The organism is Rhodococcus sp. W8901 (assembly GCF_013348805.1).
In the GTDB taxonomy this organism is placed as follows: domain Bacteria; phylum Actinomycetota; class Actinomycetes; order Mycobacteriales; family Mycobacteriaceae; genus Prescottella.
Genome location: NZ_CP054690.1, coordinates 3440943 through 3459430 on the forward strand (window position 1 = coordinate 3440943; position 18488 = coordinate 3459430).

Consider the following 18488-nt stretch of genomic DNA (forward strand, 5'->3'; position numbering starts at 1 on the left):
CGGCTCAGTCAGCTGTTTCCCTTGGCGAACGACTGGCTGAAGCCGGACTGGTTGAAAGCGTCCTGGCCACCGTCGACCGGCACGGCCGAGCCGCGCTGCTCCAGCTCCTCGAGCTGCGACTCGAGGTACGACTTGAGCCGCACCCGGTACTCGCGCTCGAACGTCTTCAGCTGCTCGATCCGACCCTCGAGGACGGAACGCTGCTGGTTGATCGTCGCCATGATCTCGGTGTGCTTCTTCTCGGCGTCGGCCTGCAGCGCATCGGCCTTCTCCTTGGCCTGCCGCAGCTGGGTCTCCGAGCGGGTCTGGGCGTCCGAGAGGAGCGACTCCGACTTCTGCTTGGCGTCCGAGACCATGGTCTCCGACTTCTGCTTGGCGTCGGAGACCATGGTCTCCGACTTGGTGCGCGCATCGGTGACGAGGCGCTCCGAGTTGGTGCGGGCGTCGCTGAGGAGCTGCTCCGCCTCGACCTTGGCGTCGCCCGTCAGGCGGTCGGCCATCTCCTGCGCGAGGCCGAGGACCTTCGCGGCCTGCATATTGGCGTCCTCCGACGGACGCGGCGCTGCCGCGGGAACCGGAGCAGCCTTGGGCTGTTCGACGACTCGAACCGGTTCCGGCGCGGGAGCCGGAGCGGGCGCCGGCGCGGCGGCCGAACGCGGAGCCTTCTTCGCCTCGGCCAACTCCTGGTCGAGCTCGCCTACGCGCTGACGGAGATCTGCATTCTCCTCGATGAGCCGGGACAGCTCCTGCTCGACCAGATCGAGGAAGGCGTCGACCTCGTCCTCGTTGTAGCCACGCTTCCCGATCGGAGGCTTGCTGAACGCGACGTTGTGCACATCAGCTGGAGTCAGCGGCATGGAAGGATCCCTTCACGCGTCAATTGGCGGTCTAGCACGCATTGAGTTCTAGGGCATTGCGCGTACTCGTTAACCATTTCGTTACCCGTCACACTGTAACTGCGGGTCATTCTGTCACACCAAACCCGAAGGTGAAGCTAGTCCCGAGACCACCTGCATGAGGATGAACAGCAGGAACAGCAGCACCATGATCGACAGGTCGAGCCGGACCCCACCGAGCGAAATCGGTGGAATGAGCCGGCGAAGAAGCTTCACCGGCGGGTCTGTGACCGTGAAGATCGCCTCGAGCACGATCACGACGAAACCCGTCGGTCTCCAGTCACGGGCGAACACCCGGATGAACTCGACGATGATCCGTCCGATGAGCAACAACCAGAAGATGAACAGGATCACGTAGATCACCGAGAACACGGCCACACCTTCACTCTGCCTGACAATGACCGGTCGATCAAAACGATCTCGCTAGCCGAGTCGCGCATCACACTCGCGCGCAGTCGACGACTCGGTCTCATCGGCGGATCGCCCGTTCGGACCGCGGACTACTTCTGGTTGTAGAACCCGGTCTCCGCGATGCGGCGCCGCTCCTCGGCGGAAACGTCGATGTCGGCGGGTGACAGCAGGAACACCTTGGTCGCGACCTTGTCGAACGACCCGCGGAGCGCGAAGGCGAGCCCGGCAGCGAAGTCGACGAGTCGCTTGGCATCGGCGTTGCTCATCTCGACGAGATCCATGATCACCGGCGTGCCGTCGCGGAAGCGCTCGCCGATGGTGCGGGCCTCGCCGTAGTCCCGGGGACGCAGCGTGGTGATCTTGGACAGCGGCCCGCCCTCGTCGACCACCGACCGGCGGCTCTCGTGCCGCTCCATCCGCGGGTCGACGGCGAGTGCGCCGCGGGTGGCGCCGCGCGGTGCAGCACCTCGTGGCGCGATGGGCTCGACCCGCGCCGACGAACGGGGAGCGGACTCGTAGCGGTCGAAATCACTCTCGACCTCGTCACGGCGGGACGCCGCGTAACCGGGCTCGGCGTACTCGCGGCGGCCCTGCCCGGGCTCGTCGATGTAGTCGTCCTCGAAATCCTCGAGGGGAACCATGCCGAAGTAAGCCTTGAACTTGTGCAGGCTGCTCATTGATCGACCTTCCTGGGCGCGGCGGACTGGTTCTGACGAATCCTGCGGTCGACCGCAGAGATCTTCTTGGTGTTACTGGTGTGACTGGTGATCATTTCGAGACTATCGGTCGGCGGCCGAGGAGGGCGGTTCCGACACGCACACAGGTCGACCCGTGGCGGACCGCGGCCTCGAGATCACCGGTCATCCCGGCGGACAACGTCGTCGCCTCGGGATGCGTGCGCAGAAGGTTCGCGTGGAGCGTCGAGAGTCGCGCGAATGCAGCGTCGGGGTCGACGCCCAACGGCGGCACACCCATGATTCCGCCGAGCACCAGGTTCGACGACCCCGCTACGCGATCGGCCAGCTCGCCGAGATCCCCGGCCGGTACCCCACCACGGTCCGGATCGGCATCCAGGCTCACCTGGAGGAGAACCTCGAGCGGATCCGATCGAGCGCCCTCGTCGAGCGCACCCGCGGCCGCGCGGTCGAGCGCATCGGCGAGCCTGACGCTGTCGAGCGAGTGGACCGTGTCGGCCCAGCGCACGACCGACTTGACCTTGTTTCGCTGCAGGCGACCGATCATGTGCCAGCGCACCGACTCGTCGGCGCCCGGAGTCGACCGGAAGTCGGCCACCTTGGTGCCGGCCTCGGGTTCGCGCGACTCCCCGAACGCCCGGAAACCGAGATCGTAGAGAATCCGGACATCCGTCACCGGGTAGAACTTCGTCACCGGTAGCAGCGCCACCTCGGTGAGAGGGCGCCCGGCTTCCCGGCAGGCCGCGTCGAGTCTGGCGCGGACCGCCGTCAGCGCCGATGCGATTTCGTCGTGCCTACTCATCGGCCGTCAACTCGATCCCGTCACTCTTCCCCGGGTGGGTCCATCCAGATCACCGCTGCCAGGCGGCCCGTGGGCGCTCCCCGGCGGTGGCTGAACAACGTTGCATCCTCGATCGTGCACCGCGGATCCTCGGCGACACCCGAGACCCCGGCGGCCAGCAACTGCCGCCGCAGACCGGCTCGCAGATCGAGCCCCGGCGTGCCCTTGACCGTGCGAGTGGCGCTGCCGGGCAGGAACTTCTCGACATCGGCCTGCATCGCGGCCGGAACCTCGTACTGACGACCGCTCGCCGCGGGCCCGAGGAACGCGCCGATCCGCTCGGGCCGCGCGCCCTGCTCGATCATCGCGCCGATCACCTTGGGCACGATGCCGATCCGGGCTCCGATCCGACCGGCGTGCACGGCGGCGATGACGCCGGCCTCGTCGTCGGACAGCAGGATCGGCACGCAGTCGGCGCTCAGTGTGACCAGGGCCAGACCGGGCACCGTGGTCACCAGCGCGTCGGTGGCGGGAACGGGACCGTCGACAGGACCGTCGACGACCGTGACGTTCCGGCTGTGGATCTGTTCCATCCACACCAAGCGCTCGAACGGCAGCCCGATGCCGTCGGCGAGCCGGCGGCGGTTCGTATCCACCGCAGCCGGATCGTCGCCGACGTGATCACCGAGATTGAACGACTCGTACGGCGCCGCGGACACACCACCGGCTCGGGTCGTCACGACCCGCCGGACCCGGACACCCGTCACGGAAACCCCGCTCAACGGCGCATGAAGGAAGGCACATCGACGTCGTCGTCTTCGCCTTCCTCGTTGCTGACCGGTACTGCACGGGAAGCACTGCCACCCAGCGGCGGCAGGGTCGACCCCGTGGGCGCGCCGACCGGCTCACGCGGAGCCGCCGGAGCCGCCGGTGCGGGCTCGGCGGGTGCCGCCGCGGCGCGCTCGGACTGCCCGACCTCGCCGGCCCGTCCTGCGCCGATGTTCCCGCGGCCGATGGCCGACTGGACCTCGAGCGGCCGCTTGGCCGGCGCTCCGCCGTCGAAGCCCGCGGCGATCACGGTGACGCGAACCTCGTCGCCGAGCGAATCGTCGATCACCGTTCCGAAGATGATGTTCGCGTCGATGTGCGCGGCCTCCTGGACCAGCGACGCCGCCTCGTTGATCTCGAACAAACCCAGGTCCGAACCGCCGGCGATCGACAGCAGCACTCCGCGCGCGCCCTCCATCGACGCTTCCAGCAGCGGCGAGTTGATCGCGGTCTCGGCGGCCTTGATCGACCGGCCCTCCCCACGGGAGGAGCCGATGCCCATGAGCGCGCTTCCGGCGCCGGACATGACGCTCTTGACGTCGGCGAAGTCGACGTTGATCAGACCCGGCGTGGTGATCAGGTCGGTGATGCCCTGGACACCGTTGAGGAGCACCTCGTCGGCGCTGCGGAACGCGTCCATGAGGCTGACGGCGGCATCGCCCAGCTGAAGCAGCCGATCGTTGGGGATCACGATCAGGGTGTCGCAGGACTCACGCAGAGCGGAGATCCCGGACTCGGCCTGCGAACCGCGGCGCTTGCCCTCGAAGGAGAACGGCCGCGTGACGACACCGATGGTGAGGGCGCCGAGCTTGCGGGCGATGCTCGCGACGACCGGGGCACCACCGGTACCGGTGCCACCACCCTCGCCCGCGGTGACGAACACCATGTCGGCCCCCTTGAGGACCTCCTCGATCTCGTCCTTGTGATCCTCGGCGGCCTTGCGGCCGACCTCCGGGTCGGCGCCGGCGCCGAGACCACGGGTCAGTTCGCGACCCACGTCGAGCTTGACGTCGGCGTCGGACATGAGCAGCGCCTGCGCGTCGGTGTTGACCGCGATGAACTCGACTCCCTTGAGTCCCTGCTCGATCATGCGGTTGACCGCGTTGACGCCGCCGCCGCCGATACCGACGACCTTGATTACGGCGAGGTAGTTGTGCGGGGGCGTCATGGGCTCTCGCCTTCCGTGAGTGGATTTCGCGCTCGTACTAGGGGTGATTATGGAAAACCCTCAACCTCAACCACAGGGTTCAGGTTATGTCAAGTAGTCCCTTGGGGCGAAACGCTATGCAGTGCCACAGCGATCCGCCAGCAGGCGCGCCGACACGCGCCAAGTTTTTGCGGGGCACGGAGCCCCCGATCCGCTCGTGGCGTGAGCCTCCGGATCGCCCATCACTTTACTGTGGGCAGTTCGGGACTCGACACATCGAAGATCCGACCGGGCTGTGTCAACAGTGCGGAGACCACTGCCGACTTCCTCTCGGAATCGTCGACACCGCCCCACACCACGACACGGCCGTCCACCAGAGTAACCGAGACACTCGAAATCGTCGGTGCGGCAACCTCGGACACCTGGACCCGGACCGCCTCCGGCAGCGACCCGAGCACCTCCAGCGCAGCCTGGGTGGCGTGGTCGGCCTCGGTCGGTGTCGGCGTGACGAGTCGCACCACACCGAACGGCGGCGGCTCGACGGCGTAGTCCACCCCGGTGGCGTCCATCAGATGCGTTCCGTCCGGGGAATCGAAGAACACCACCGGAATCCGCTCGCGGACGGTCACCCGCACGGTCGACGGATATTCGCGCTGCACCCGCGCTTCCGCGACCCGGGGTATCCCCGCGACACGCTTGGCCGCTGCCGCGGTGTCGACCCGCAGCAGTGGAGTCCCGTCCGCGATCCCCGCGACCGGCAGGACCTCCTCCGCGGTGAGGAAGCCGTCACCGACGTACTCGACCTGACGGACCGACATCATCGGGCTGAACCACAGCGCGGCGCCGAGGCCGCCGAGCACGACCACCACGGCGGTCGCGATCAGGAAAACCTTGCGCCGCAACGACCGGGCGCGCGCCCGCTCCTCCGAACCGCGATCGGCGGTCTTCGCCTCCGACTCCGGTCCGTTCCCGTCGCGCCGACCGGACGACGTCGCCTGGCGCGGCGAACTCCGGCGCGTGCGATCGCCGCGCGACCGGCGCGCATCGGGCCGGCCGCTGCGGGGTCGACCCCGACGATCGGCCGTCACTGCGGCTCCGAACCCGATCCCGCCGAACGACCACCGTGGTTGGGCCGCGACCGCAGTGCATCGAGTATCGGACCACCGAGCATCGTCACGTCGCCCGCACCCATCGTGATCAGGACGTCGCCGGGCTCGACGAGTCCGGCGAGCTGACGCGGCACCTGGGACCGATCGGGCTGATAGTGAACAGGTTTCGTGAGCGCCTGCGCGACCAGCGCGCCGCTCACTCCGGGGATCGGCTCCTCGCGCGCGCCGTACACGTCGAGCACTACGACCTCGTCCGCCAGGTCGAGCGCCTCGCCGAACTCCTGCGCGAACGTCACTGTCCGCGAGTACAGATGCGGCTGGAACACCACGACGACACGGCCCTGCCGGCCGTCGTTGTCGACCAGTTCCCGCGCGGCGCCGAGCACCGCCCGGACCTCGGTCGGATGATGCGCGTAGTCGTCGAACACCCGGACCCCGCGCTCGCGGCCGGTGAGCTGGAACCGGCGGTGGACCCCACCGAACCCGGCCAGCCCCTCGAGCAGTTCGTCCACCGACGCGCCGGCGTCCACGCCCGCGAGCAACGCGGCAAGCGCGTTGAGCGCCATGTGCTTTCCGGGCACGCCCAACCGCAACGTGCGCGGCTCGACCTCGCCGGCGAAGCGGATGTGCGCCACTCCCCCGACGTCACGCGCCTCCCAGGACAGCAACTCCACACCCACCGGAACCGGACCGGCGGACGCGGCGGCCTCCGCCGTGCCGTAGCCGACGACCCGTACCGCGCTACCGGACTCCACCGTTCGCCGCGCGAGCGCAGCCGACCCCGGATCGTCGAGGCACGCCACGAGCAGGCCGTCCGGAGCGATCCGCGCGACGAAGTCGTCGAAGACCTGGACGTACGCCTCACTGCTACCGAAGAAGTCGAGATGGTCCGCCTCGATGTTGGTGACCACCACGACGTCCGGGTCGTACTGGAGCAGCGAGCCGTCGCTCTCGTCGGCCTCCGCGACGAAGACCTCACCCGAGCCGTGATGGGCGTTGGTACCGGCCTCGTTCAGTTCGCCGCCGACCGCGAAGGACGGGTCGAATCCACAGTGCTGCAACGCGACCACGAGCATCGAGGTCGTCGAGGTCTTGCCGTGCGTGCCCGACACCAGGAGCGTGCGATGCCCGCGCATCAGCGACGCCAGGACCGCGGGGCGCAGGATCACCGGAATGCCGCGCTTCGCGGCCTCGACGAGCTCCGGATTGTCCTTCGGGATCGCGGCGTGCGTGGTGACGACGGCCGTCGGGCCACCCGGCAGCAGATCGAGGGCGCTCGCATCGTGGCCGATGCGGACGACAGCGCCGCGAGCACGCAGCGCGAGCACGCCGCGGCTCTCCTTGGCGTCCGAGCCGGACACCTGCCCACCCCGGGAGAGCAGGATCCGCGCGATGCCGGACATTCCGGCACCTCCGATGCCGACCATGTGTACCCGCTCGAGACCCGCGGGTAGCTGCTCGTTCATCGGTTTCCCCTTGCTACATCGACAACGATCTGTGCGACGGTCGCCGCCGCACTGCGGTGGCCGGCACCGGCCGCGCTGCGGCCCATCTCCTCGAGCCGTGCGCGGTCGGCGAGCAACGGCACCACGGTCTCCGACACGTAGTGCGGCGTCAACTCCGCATCCGGAACGATCATCCCACCTCCGGCAGCGACGACGGGCCGGGCATTGAGTTCCTGCTCGCCGTTTCCATGTGGCAACGGCACGTACACGGCGGGGAGGCCGACGGCCGAGACCTCGGCGACGGTCATGGCGCCCGAACGACAGATCACCGCGTCGGCGGCGGAGTACGCCAGGTCCATGCGCGTCAGGTACGGCACCGCCACGTACGGCGCCTCCGGATGCGACTCGACTTCCACGGAGTTCTTGGGACCGTAGGCGTGCAACACGGAGATACCGGCCGCCGCGAGTTGCGGGGCGGCACCGGCGACGGCCTCGTTGAGCGACCGGGCGCCCTGCGATCCGCCGAACACCAACAGCACCGGACCGTCCGCCGGCAGACCGAAGTGCTCACGCGCCTGCGCGCGCAGGGCCGCCCGATCGAGTCCGGTGATGGACGAGCGGACCGGGATTCCGACGATCTCGGCATCCGCGGTGCCGCGCGCGGCCACCCCGGAACCCGCGACCGCGGCCAGGACGCGACGGGCACGACGGGCACCGATCTTGTTCGCGATGCCCGCACTGGCGTTGGCCTCGTGGATCACGATCGGGATCTTCCGGCGGCGGCGCAGCAGACCCGAACCGGCAGCAAGATACGCGGGCAGCGCGACATAGCCGCCGAAGCCCACGACGACGTCCGCGTCGGTACGGTCGAGCACCGCGCGCGTGGCGGCCACCGACCGCCGAATCCGGCCGGGTAGCCGGAACAGATCCATCGTGGGCTTGCGGGGCAACGGAACCGGCGGGATCAGCTCGAGCGGATACCCCCGATCGGGGACCAGGGTGGTCTCGAGGCCTCGCTCGGTCCCGAGCGCCGTCACCACGGCGGACGGATCGAGCGCACGGATCGCGTCCGCGACAGCCATTGCCGGCTCGATGTGCCCGGCCGTCCCGCCGCCGGCCACCACCACGGACAGGCCTGTCTTGTCGCCGCTCACCTACGCGTTCCTCGCTCTCCTGGACGGGGATCGCGCGAAGTGCCCGCGCGGTCCCGATCCCTCATGGGGCCGTGGCCCCGCTTCTCGTTGTTCCGTCGACCGTCGTCGGTCGGCCGGCGTCGGGGTTGGTCGTGCCGAAGAGCACGGGTGTCCTTGGCGCCCGGGCGTTCTCCGCGGGCGGGTTGCACCTTCCGGTTCTCCGTGCGGCGCACGACGGCCGCCCCGCGCGGGCGCGGCGGGATGTACGCCGCCGGCTTGGGCAGCCGCAGCAGTCGAGACATCCGTCCGTCCTGCCCGCTGTGCAGCGCGGCGACCGCCTCCGGCTCGTGTCTCGCCGCGTTCGCGACCAGACCGAACATCAACAGTGTCGTCGCCGTCGAGGTGCCACCCGCCGACACCAGCGGCAACTGCAGACCGGTGACCGGCAGGATGCCGACGACGTAACCGATGTTGATGAACGCCTGACCGGTGATCCACGCGGTCGCGGTCGCGCTCAGCAACTGCAGGAACGGGTCCGCCGAGCGCCGCGCGATGCGCAGACCGGTGTACACGAACAGCGCGAACAACCCGATCACCGCGCCCGCCCCGATGAATCCCAGTTCCTCGCCGATGATCGCGAAGATGAAGTCATTGTGGGCGTTGGGCAGATAACTCCACTTGGCCCGGCTCTGGCCGAGCCCCTCACCGAACAGGCCACCGTCCGCGAGCGCATACTTCGCCTGCCGCGCCTGGTAACCCGCGCCCTGAGCGTCGTCACCCGGGTTCAGGAACGACTGGACGCGCGCGGACCGGTATCCCGCAGTCAGCGCGAGGGTTACGGCCGCCGCACCGCCCGCCAGGAGCACGGTGAGGAAGATCTTCAGCGGAAGGCCCGAGAACCAGAGCAGCGCCAGCAGGATGATCGCGAGCGAGATGGTGGTTCCGAGGTCGGGCTGCAGCACGATCAGGACGAAGACCAGCAGCGCCGCGGGCACCAGCGGGATCAACATCTCCTTGAGCGATGCACCCTCCCGCCGCCGCGTGGCGAGCAGGTGCGCGCCCCACACCGCGAACGCGATCTTCGCGAGTTCGGAGGGCTGCAACGAGATCGGACCGATCACGAACCAACCGCGGGTTCCCTGCGACTTCGTACCGATGCCGGGAATCAACACCAGCACCAGCATCGCGACCGTCACACCGAACGCCGGCAGCGACCACGTACGCATCACCCGGATCGGGATCAGCAGCGCGATGTAGAAGATCACCAGACCCAGCGTCGCGAAGATCAGCTGTGAGACGAACTTTCCGTACGCGGACCCGTCCCGCGCCACCGACTCGACACTCGACGACGACAGCACCATCACCAGCCCGAGCACCGTCAACAGGACCGCGATGGTGACGACGAGATGAAACGACGTCAGCGGACGAGCCAGCCACGCCCCGATCCGGGTGCGCGGCGCGCGCTCGGGGGCTCCTGTCATCCGCGGGTCCCGGACTCCGGCTCGATGTCGGCCAACGCCGTGACCGCTGCGGCGAAGCTGCGCCCGCGGTGTCCGTACGAGTCGAACATGTCGAGCGACGCGGCAGCAGGTGCCAGCAGCACGGTGTCGCCGGGAGCAGCCAGGGCCGTGGCGGCGCGCACGGCCTCCGCCATCACGGTGTCCGCGTCGGCCGCGGGAAGATCGAGGTGGAGCACGTCCGCTCCGGCGATCGGTTCGACCACGGACCCATCGTCTCCCGCGCGCACGTGAACGACCGGGACCTCGGGGGCGTGTCGCGCGAGCGCCTCGGCGATCTGATCGGCGTCACGGCCGATGAGCACCGCACCGGCCAGTCGGTCCGCGACGTCGGCGACCAGGTCGTCGATGCGAGCCCCCTTGAGCAGGCCGCCGGCGATCCACACCACCGAGTCGTGCGCGACGATCGACGACCGCGCCGCATGCGGATTGGTCGCCTTGGAATCGTCGATGAACGTGATGTCGGTGAGCCGACGGACGACCTCCGCCCGGTGCGGTCCCACCCGATGAGCCCGCAGCCCCGCATCCACCGCTGCCGGGGAGACGCCGATCGCGCGGGCCAGCGCGGCCGCCGCCAGCGCGTCGCACAGTCCGGCCGGACCCGGCGGGCTGATCTCGTCGGCCGCGACGAGGGGAACCGAATCCGCGAACGCCCGGTCGATCAGCATCCCGCCGCGAACGCCCAACTCTCCGACGTCGGGCGCATCGAGCCGGAAGCCGACGGTGTGCCCGTCACGCGGCCGCTCGACCAGCGTGGCGGCGACCGCGTCGTCGAGGCCGACGACGGCGACGCCACCGGTGAGGGCCTGCGCCTTGGCGTCCGTGTAGCCCTCCATGCCGCCGTGCCAGTCGAGATGATCCTCGGCGATGTTGAGTACGACGCCGGCTGTCGGGCGCACGGACGGCGCCCAGTGCAGCTGGAACGACGACAGCTCGACGGCGAGGACGTCGACGCGGGGCTCCTGCGCACGCAGTGCGTCGAGCACCGGCAGGCCGATGTTGCCGCACGCCGCCGACGACATGTCCGCGGCCTCGAGGATCGAGTGCAGCATCGACGTCGTCGTGGTCTTGCCGTTGGTGCCGGTCACGACCAGCCACTGTCGCGGCGGACCGTACACCCCGGCCCGGTCGACATGCCACGTGAACTCGATGTCGCCCCAGATCGGGATGCCGGCGGCCGTGGCCGCCGCGAGAACCGGCGCGTCCGGCCGGAACCCCGGACTGGTGACGACGAGGACGAACTCGGCGACGCGCGCCGGGTCGGCGACCAGGTCGTCGAGCGGCACCGTCTCGGCACCGAGCTCGGCGCAACGGGCGAGGGCGTCCACGTTGGTGTCGGTCACCGTCACCCGGGCACCGAGGTCGTGCAGCGGAGCAATCACCGCGCGGCCGGAGATGCCGGCGCCGGTCACGAGGACGCTCGCGCCGCGCAGTCGGTCCAGATCTCCCGCGTCGACTCCCGCGTCGTGTCCGGTCCCGTCGAGCTGCATCCGTCAGTCCCCGATCGCCGCGAGATATTCGCTGTAGAACAGTGCGAGGCCGATCGCGGACGCGATCGCGGCCAGCAACCAGAATCTGATGATCACCTGGGTCTCGGCCCAGCCGCCCAGTTCGAAGTGGTGGTGGAACGGCGCCATCCGGAACACCCGCCGTCGGCTCGATCGGAACACCGCCACCTGGATGACCACCGACGCCGCCTCGGCCACGAACAGGGCGCCGATGACGACCATGAGCAGCTCGGTGCGGGTGGTGATGGACAGGCCGGCCAGCATGCCGCCCAGCGCGAGCGAACCGGTGTCGCCCATGAAGATCTTCGCCGGCGCCGCGTTCCACCACAGGAAGCCGATGCATGCCGCGGCTCCGGCGGCACACAGCAACGCCAGGTCCAGCGGATCACGGACGTCGTAGCAGCCCTTCGACGGACCGAGGCTGCCCGGCCCGTCGACGCAGGCGTTCCGGTACTGCCAGAACGTGATGATCACGTATGCGCCGAGCACGAGGCTCATCGAACCGGCCGCCAGACCGTCGAGGCCGTCGGTGAGGTTCACCGCGTTCGACCACGCGCTCACCAGCAGGTAGCAGAACAGGATGAAGACGATCGATCCCATGCTGACAGTGGCGATGTCGCGCACGTACGACAGGTGCACGCTGCCCGGGGTCAGACCGCTGCCGCCGCGGAACTGCAGCGCCAGGATGCCGAACACGACCGCCGCCACCAACTGGCCGACGAGCTTGGCCGTCTTGTTCAGACCGAGGTTGCGCTGCTTGCGGATCTTGATGAAGTCGTCGAGGAACCCGACGCCACCGAGCGCGGTGGTCAGACCGAGCACCAACAGGCCCGACGCGGTCGGCCCCTCGGCGTCGTAGCCGATGCCGATGAGATGCGAGCCCCAGTAGCCGGCCCAGATTCCCGCGAGGATCGCGACGCCGCCCATCGTGGGGGTACCACGCTTTGCCTGATGGCTCGCCGGGCCTTCGACCCGGATCTCCTGCCCGAAGCCCTGCCGCGAGAAGACCTTGATCAGGACCGGCGTCAGCAGGATGGACACCGCGAGGGCGATGCCCGCGGCGAAGAGGATCTGCCTCACTGCGGCGCCTCCGAATCGGTGATCTGCGCGGCGTCGGTGGTCGGCGCGTCGAGAACCGCGTCCGCGACCTCCCACAGTCCGATCGACTGCGAAGCCTTCACCAGTACGAGATCACCGGCCTCCAGTTCCTGCTCCAGCAGCGCGATCGCACTCGCACCGTCGGGCACGTGGACCGCCTCGTCACCCCAAGAACCTTCCATCACCGCTCCCTGGTACATCGCGCGGACGGGCCGACCGGCTCCGACGAGGATCAGCTTGGTCACGTCCAGGCGCACCGCGAACCGTCCGATCGCGTCGTGCTCGACCACTGATTCTGGTCCGAGTTCCGCCATTTCGCCGAGGACTGCCCAACTCCGGCGTGCCGGACCACGACCGGACCGGGCCATCGACACGAGCGCCTTGATCGCCGCACGCATCGAATCCGGGTTCGCGTTGTACGAGTCGTTGACGACGGTGACGCCGTCGGCCCGATCGCGGACCTCCATCCGACGCGCCGAGACCGGCCCGGCGGAACCGAGCGCCGCCGCGACCTGGTCGAGCGTCGCCCCGCACTCGAGCGCGACGGCGGCCGCCGCGAGCGCGTTGCCGACCTGGTGTTCGCCGTGCACCGCGAGCGTGACCGGGATGCTGCCGGCCGGGGCGGTCAGAGTGAAACTGGCGCGCGCCTGATCGTCGAGGCGGACGTCGGTCGCGCGGACATCGGCGGCGCCGGACTGGCCCACCAGCACGACGCGTGCCCGGGTCCGCTGCGCCATCGCCGCGACCAGCGGATCATCGGCGTTGAGCACCGCGACGCCCCCCTCGGCGGCGGTCGGCAGCGACGCCGGCAGCTCGCCCTTGGTGTCGGCGATCGCCTCGCGGGAACCGAACTCGCCGAGGTGCGCCGTGCCCACATTGAGGACCACACCGATGCGCGGTGGGGCGGACTTCGCGAGGGCCGCGATGTGCCCGCGTCCGCGGGCGGACATCTCCAGGACCAGGAAACGGGTGTCGGCGTCGGCCCGGAGCGCCGTCCAGGGATGCCCGAGCTCGTTGTTGAACGAACCGGGCGGGGCCACGACGGACCCGAGGGGCGAGAGAACTGCCGCCAGCAGGTCCTTCGTGGAGGTCTTGCCGGACGAACCGGTCACCCCGACGACGGTCAGGTCCGAGTCGGCGGTGAGCCGGTCGACGCTCACGCGCGCCAGCTTCGCGAGCGCCTCGAGTACCGCCGCGCCGGAGCCGTCGGTGTCGTGTTCGAGGGCCAACGCGCCGTTGTCCGACGCGCCGAGCGGCTCGACCACGATCGCCGGGACACCGACCGGGCGGGCCGCGAGCACGGCCGCCGCGCCCGCCGCCACCGCAGCGGCCGCGTGGTCGTGCCCGTCGGTCGTCGCGCCCGGCAGCGCCAGGAACAGCCCACCCGGTGTGACCTTGCGGGAATCGAACTCCACCGTTCCCGAAACGGTGGCCGACGGATCGTCGACATCGTGGAGCGTCCCGCCGACCGCCTGTGCGATCTGGGCGAGCGTCATCGGGATCATGCGTTTCCTCCGTGTGCGGGGTCTTCGGAGGCGATCCGATCGATCGCCTCTCCCAGAACCTCGCGGTCGTCGAATGGGTACTTCACCCCGTGGATCTCCTGGCCGATCTCGTGGCCCTTGCCGGCCACGAGGACCACGTCGCCGGAGCGGGCCCAGCGGACCGCAGCGGCGATGGCCTCACCGCGGTCTCCGATCTCGAGCACCTCACCCCGCTCGGCCGCCGGAACCGACAGCGCGCCCTCCCTCAGCGCGGCCCGGATGGTGGCCGGATCCTCGGTGCGCGGATTGTCGTCGGTGATCACCAAAAGGTCCGCGCCGCGGGCCCCGGCCTCGCCCATCAGGGCCCGCTTGCCGGTGTCGCGGTCGCCGCCGGCGCCGACGACGACCGCGATCCGGCCGTCGGTCTGCCCCCGCAATGTCGCGATCACGGCCTCGACCGCAGCGGGCTTGTGGGCGTAGTCGACGACGGCCAGGAAGTCCTGCCCGCGCTCGACCCGCTGCACACGGCCGGGCACGTCGACCCCGCCGATTCCGGCGATCGCCGCGTCGACGTCCGCGCCCGCCGCCGCGCAGACCGCCACGGCCAGCACCGCGTTCGCGACGTTGTACTGCCCGGGCAGACGCAGCGACACCGAGTGCGTCGTCCCGTCCGGCCCGGTGAGCGTGAAGACCTGGCTACCCGACGGCACCGCCTCGGCCCGCCCCGCGGTCCAGTCACCCGGTCCGCTGGTGGCGACCGTGGCGACGGCGCCGGGAAGGTTCGGGTGCGCGCGGCGGGCGATGTCCGCCATCCGCGCCCCCCACTCGTCGTCGATGCAGATCACCGCGCGCTCCGCACGGACCGTCGAATCCGCCGCGAAGAGGCGGCTCTTCGCCGTGAAGTAGTCGTCGAAGTCGCGGTGGAAGTCGAGATGGTCCTGGGACAGGTTGGTGAACGCACCGATCGAGAACCGAACGCCGTCGACCCGGCCGAGAGCCAGCGCATGACTCGACACCTCCATCACCACGGTGTCGATCCCCCGCTCGAGCATCGCCGCGAACAGGGCGTGCAACTGCGGCGCCTCCGGCGTGGTGAGTGCGCTCGGCACTCGGTCCCCCGCGACGCGGGTCTCGATCGTGCCGACCAACCCGATGCTGCGACCGGCCGCCGCGAGGCCCGACTCGATCAGATATGCCGTCGTCGTCTTGCCCGAGGTTCCGGTGATGCCGACGACCTGCATCTGCTCCGACGGATGGCCGTAGATCGTGGCCGAGACCTCGCCGAGCACCCGCCGTGGTTCGGGGTGCACCAGCACCGGCAACGCGGGGACGTCGGTGGACTCACGGAACTGTCGGGCGACGAGCGTCAGACCGGCGTCGTCGGTGAACACCGCCACCGCGCCGGCCTCGACGGCCGACCCCACGAACTCGGCGCCGTGAGCACGCGCCCCCGGCAGCGCGGCGAACAGATCGCCCGCCAGCACCGACTGCGCCCGCAACTCGACGCCGGTGACCGTGGTCGGCACAGCCGCGTCCCGGTCCACTCGATCGGATCCGAGCCATTCGATCCGGGCACCGACCTTGTCGGCCAGGTCTTCCAGGTCGGTCCGGGGCGGGTTCGTCGGGCGAAGACCGCTCCCCGGCGCCGCACCCGGCATGGATGGCTGCGGACTCGGATGCACAGGCAGTGGGTCCTCTCGGAATCGAATTTCGGTTCGGGGTTCGTTCGGTCGTGTCCATCCTTGCGGACGGAGACCGACGTGTCAGATTACCGGCGGCGGCGCCACGGGCACGACCCACCATGTTCGGTACACACCGGTTACGTGGGAATCGTCACCCCGACGGGCGGGACGCGGCCCGGACGGTGTCAATCGGCCTGCAACACCAGCCGCCGACCCGGGTCCGGTGACAGCGGAACGCTGTCCCGCTGCAGGAGCCACGACGCGATGTTGTGGAACAGCGGCGCGGCCGACTGTCCCCCGCCGCCGTCGATACCGCGGACTGGCGCGTCGAGCATGATCCCGATGACATAACGCGGATCATCCGAGGGCGCGATGCCCGCGAAGGTGATCCAGTAGTTGGAGTTCGAGTAGCACCCGCAGGCAGGGTCGACCTGCTGCGCGGTACCGGTCTTGCCACTGATCTGGTAGCCGTCGACGCCCGCCTGCGGCCCGGTGCCCTGCTGGTAGCCCATCGGGTCCTTCTGGGTGACCGACCGGAACATGTCACGAGTGGTACGCGCAGTCTGCTCACTCACCACCCGCACCGGTTCGGGGCGTTCGGTCTCGATCCGGGAGCCGTCCGGCGCGAGGGTCGACTTGACGATCCGTGGAGCGATCCGCTCGCCGTCGTTGGCGATCGCCTGGTACATGCCGGTCATCTGCAGAAGCGTCATCGACAGACCCTGGCCGATCGGCAGGTTGGCGAACGTACCGCCGGACCAGTCGTCGAGGTCCGGGACGTTGCCGGCGCTCTCGCCCGGCAAGCCGACGTCGGTGCGCTGGCCGAGTCCGAACTTGTGCAGCATCTCGGCGTAGCGCTCCTCCCCGACCCGCTCGGCGAGCATCAGCGTGCCCACGTTCGACGACTTTCCGAAGACGCCGGTCGAGGTGTAGGGCGCGACGCCGTGCGCCCACGCGTCCTTGACCGAGACACCGGCCATCTGGATCGAACCGGGGACCTGGAGCACTTCCTCGGGGGTGGTCAGCCCGTACTCGATCGCCGCGGCCGCGGTCACGATCTTGTTGACCGATCCCGGCTCGAACGGCGAACTCACGGGCAGGTTGCCCATCTGGGCGGTGCGCGGGTTGTTCCCGACGCCGATGGCCGGGTTGAACGTGCCGTCGTTGGTCATCGCGAGGACTTCGGACGTCTTCGCGTCGAGCACCACCACGGACGCGTTCTTCGCACCCGACAGGTCCTTGGCCTGCTGCGTCTGCTGCTGCACGTAGTACTGCAGGTCGGAGTCGATGGTGAGTTCCACGTTGGATCCGTCCACCGCGGGCTGCAGATCTCGTCGACTGCCGGGGATGACCGCACCGTCGGACCCGCGGTCGTGCGTCTCGGAACCGTCGTTGCCGGCAAGCGTCGAATCCATCGACTCCTCGAGCCCGAGCAGTCCGTGTCCGTCCCACCCGGTTGCACCGACGATGTTCGCCGCTAGCGAACCACCCGGGTACTCGCGAATGTCCTGCCGCTCGAGTCCCACTTCCTCGAACTCGTCGGCGATGTCCGCCGCCACCGCGGGATCGACACTGCGGGCCAGGTAGACGAACGTCTCGTTGCTGCGCAGCTTGTCGAGCAGTTCGCTCTCCGAGACCGTGTCGCCGAGCCGCTCGTGGATCCCCTTCGCGATCTCCTTCAGCCGGGTGTCCGGATCGGGAGCGGTCTCGCCGGTCTCGTCTTTGGCACGCTCCTCCTCCATCCGCTTGCGCTCACGCACCGGCTGGAACGTCAGCGCCTTGGCATCGAGGGTGTAGGCCAGCTTATTGCCGTTCCGGTCGAGGATCGCACCCCGAACCGCCGGGAGGGTGACGGTCGTCGTGCGCTGATTCGCGGCCTCCGCCGACAACCGGGGCGCGTCGATCCCCTGGACCCACAGCAACTGCACCGCCACGACCCCGAGTGCAATGAGCATCGTCGCGCGGCCGTACTTGAGACGGAACCCGAAGGAATCGGTGCGCCTCGCGGCGGGCTTACGCCCCCGCGATCTCCGCGGCGGTGCGGGCCGACGCGGACGTGAGGCGGGAGTGCGTCCACCCACCGACGTCACTGCCGAGCACCCGCCGGGGGTTGAGTGATCACCGTCACAGGCGTCAATTGTTCACCGCGAGCCTGGATCCGGCCGTCGTTGACGGGCGGCGGCGTGGCGGCGGGAGGCGCGGTCGCGGGGGCAGGCGGCGTCGCCCGAGGCGCCGCCGGCTCGGCCACGGGCGGAGGCGTCCGGTCCAGCGGAGCGACCGGCTTACCCTCGGCGGGCTTCGGAGTGCCGATCACCTCGACGCTGCCGTCGGTGGACACGACCAGTCGCGCTGGATCCTTCACCGGGATCAGCCCCTGCTCGGCAGCCTTCTCCGCGAGCACCGGCGCCGAGTTGCCCGCCGCGACGTCACGCTGGAGCGCCGCCGTCCGCTCGCGCAGGCCCTGGTTGTGAGCGCGCGCGTCCGCGAGCTGGTACGAATCCTCGGCGGACCGTGTCGTCAACAGCAGAGTCGTCGCGAGACCGAGGCACAGCAGGCCGATGATGGTGGCCACGAACGGGATCCGGGCCACGATCGCGCGCGGCGACGACGGAGTCGACGCCGTCGAGGTCGGCCGGGCGCCGCCCACGACGGATGCCCGCTGCTGCCGGCGCTCGTATGCCTTCTGCGCCGCACTGGACCGCCGGACACGCGCGGACCCGATACCGGTGGACGTCATCCGAACCGTCATGTCAG

At 69.7% G+C, this 18488-nt stretch carries 16 protein-coding genes; all 16 read right to left on the reverse strand.

Annotation, left to right across the window (positions count from 1 at the left end; all coding sequences use genetic code 11):
- Positions 1-8 precede the first annotated feature (8 nt).
- Positions 9-857 (reverse strand): DivIVA-like cell division protein Wag31, encoded by an 849-nt coding sequence (wag31, locus tag HUN07_RS16090; protein WP_174910999.1) that lies wholly within the window; start codon positions 855-857, stop codon positions 9-11.
- 114 nt (positions 858-971) lie between these two features.
- Positions 972-1274 (reverse strand): YggT family protein, encoded by a 303-nt coding sequence (locus tag HUN07_RS16095; RefSeq protein WP_174911002.1) that lies wholly within the window; start codon positions 1272-1274, stop codon positions 972-974.
- A 122-nt stretch (positions 1275-1396) separates the two neighbouring features.
- Positions 1397-1984 (reverse strand): cell division protein SepF, encoded by a 588-nt coding sequence (locus HUN07_RS16100; RefSeq protein ID WP_114719296.1) that lies wholly within the window; start codon positions 1982-1984, stop codon positions 1397-1399.
- A gap of 91 nt (positions 1985-2075) precedes the next feature.
- A complete protein-coding gene (locus tag HUN07_RS16105; RefSeq protein ID WP_174911004.1) occupies positions 2076-2804 on the reverse strand; it encodes a YggS family pyridoxal phosphate-dependent enzyme in 729 nt (242 codons plus the stop codon).
- Positions 2805-2824: 20 nt separating this feature from the next.
- Positions 2825-3565 (reverse strand): peptidoglycan editing factor PgeF, encoded by a 741-nt coding sequence (gene pgeF, locus HUN07_RS16110; RefSeq protein WP_254622547.1) that lies wholly within the window; start codon positions 3563-3565, stop codon positions 2825-2827.
- Positions 3562-4779: a cell division protein FtsZ gene (gene ftsZ, locus HUN07_RS16115; RefSeq protein ID WP_114719294.1), complete on the reverse strand. Its 1218-nt coding sequence runs from the start codon at positions 4777-4779 to the stop codon at positions 3562-3564. Before ftsZ ends, pgeF begins: the two co-directional genes overlap by 4 nt.
- 221 nt (positions 4780-5000) lie before the next feature.
- Positions 5001-5846, reverse strand: coding sequence for a cell division protein FtsQ/DivIB (locus tag HUN07_RS16120; protein WP_174911007.1), 846 nt, complete (start codon positions 5844-5846; stop codon positions 5001-5003).
- The gene (gene murC / locus HUN07_RS16125) at positions 5843-7333 is read right to left on the reverse strand and encodes a UDP-N-acetylmuramate--L-alanine ligase (RefSeq protein WP_174911010.1); all 1491 of its coding nucleotides are present in this window, start codon (positions 7331-7333) and stop codon (positions 5843-5845) included. The genes HUN07_RS16120 and murC overlap by 4 nt, the downstream gene beginning before the upstream one ends.
- A complete protein-coding gene (gene murG, locus HUN07_RS16130) occupies positions 7330-8466 on the reverse strand; it encodes an undecaprenyldiphospho-muramoylpentapeptide beta-N-acetylglucosaminyltransferase (RefSeq protein WP_114719291.1) in 1137 nt (378 codons plus the stop codon). The genes murC and murG overlap by 4 nt, the downstream gene beginning before the upstream one ends.
- The gene (ftsW, locus tag HUN07_RS16135) at positions 8463-9926 is read right to left on the reverse strand and encodes a putative lipid II flippase FtsW (RefSeq protein ID WP_114719290.1); all 1464 of its coding nucleotides are present in this window, start codon (positions 9924-9926) and stop codon (positions 8463-8465) included. Before ftsW ends, murG begins: the two co-directional genes overlap by 4 nt.
- Complete coding sequence (murD, locus tag HUN07_RS16140; RefSeq protein ID WP_174911013.1) at positions 9923-11452, reverse strand: UDP-N-acetylmuramoyl-L-alanine--D-glutamate ligase; 1530 nt, start codon at positions 11450-11452, stop codon at positions 9923-9925. The genes ftsW and murD overlap by 4 nt, the downstream gene beginning before the upstream one ends.
- A 3-nt stretch (positions 11453-11455) precedes the next feature.
- Entirely contained in the window at positions 11456-12550 is a 1095-nt protein-coding gene (gene mraY / locus HUN07_RS16145) for a phospho-N-acetylmuramoyl-pentapeptide-transferase (protein WP_114719288.1), read from the reverse strand.
- On the reverse strand, positions 12547-14073 hold the full coding sequence (locus HUN07_RS16150; RefSeq protein ID WP_174911016.1) for a UDP-N-acetylmuramoyl-tripeptide--D-alanyl-D-alanine ligase: 1527 nt from the start codon (positions 14071-14073) through the stop codon (positions 12547-12549). The genes mraY and HUN07_RS16150 overlap by 4 nt, the downstream gene beginning before the upstream one ends.
- Positions 14070-15710: a UDP-N-acetylmuramoyl-L-alanyl-D-glutamate--2,6-diaminopimelate ligase gene (locus HUN07_RS16155; RefSeq protein ID WP_174911018.1), complete on the reverse strand. Its 1641-nt coding sequence runs from the start codon at positions 15708-15710 to the stop codon at positions 14070-14072. The genes HUN07_RS16150 and HUN07_RS16155 overlap by 4 nt, the downstream gene beginning before the upstream one ends.
- A gap of 209 nt (positions 15711-15919) precedes the next feature.
- Entirely contained in the window at positions 15920-17689 is a 1770-nt protein-coding gene (locus tag HUN07_RS16160) for a peptidoglycan D,D-transpeptidase FtsI family protein (protein ID WP_114719286.1), read from the reverse strand.
- A gap of 131 nt (positions 17690-17820) precedes the next feature.
- Complete coding sequence (locus tag HUN07_RS16165) at positions 17821-18483, reverse strand: hypothetical protein (protein WP_174914787.1); 663 nt, start codon at positions 18481-18483, stop codon at positions 17821-17823.
- Positions 18484-18488: the final 5 nt, after the last annotated feature.

What these genes read in the sequence shown, in the direction of transcription:
- HUN07_RS16160 (WP_114719286.1), bottom strand. Translation starts at nt 17,689, where the DNA reads ATGCTCATTGCACTCGGGGTCGTGGCGGTGCAGTTGCTGTGGGTCCAG.
- HUN07_RS16100 (WP_114719296.1), bottom strand. Translation starts at nt 1,984, where the DNA reads ATGAGCAGCCTGCACAAGTTCAAGGCTTACTTCGGCATGGTTCCCCTC.
- wag31 (WP_174910999.1), bottom strand. Translation starts at nt 857, where the DNA reads ATGCCGCTGACTCCAGCTGATGTGCACAACGTCGCGTTCAGCAAGCCT.
- murD (WP_174911013.1), bottom strand. Translation starts at nt 11,452, where the DNA reads ATGCAGCTCGACGGGACCGGACACGACGCGGGAGTCGACGCGGGAGAT.
- HUN07_RS16150 (WP_174911016.1), bottom strand. Translation starts at nt 14,073, where the DNA reads ATGATCCCGATGACGCTCGCCCAGATCGCACAGGCGGTCGGCGGGACG.
- ftsW (WP_114719290.1), bottom strand. Translation starts at nt 9,926, where the DNA reads ATGACAGGAGCCCCCGAGCGCGCGCCGCGCACCCGGATCGGGGCGTGG.
- HUN07_RS16165 (WP_174914787.1), bottom strand. Translation starts at nt 18,483, where the DNA reads ATGACGGTTCGGATGACGTCCACCGGTATCGGGTCCGCGCGTGTCCGG.
- HUN07_RS16155 (WP_174911018.1), bottom strand. Translation starts at nt 15,710, where the DNA reads ATGCCGGGTGCGGCGCCGGGGAGCGGTCTTCGCCCGACGAACCCGCCC.
- ftsZ (WP_114719294.1), bottom strand. Translation starts at nt 4,779, where the DNA reads ATGACGCCCCCGCACAACTACCTCGCCGTAATCAAGGTCGTCGGTATC.
- HUN07_RS16105 (WP_174911004.1), bottom strand. Translation starts at nt 2,804, where the DNA reads ATGAGTAGGCACGACGAAATCGCATCGGCGCTGACGGCGGTCCGCGCC.
- murC (WP_174911010.1), bottom strand. Translation starts at nt 7,333, where the DNA reads ATGAACGAGCAGCTACCCGCGGGTCTCGAGCGGGTACACATGGTCGGC.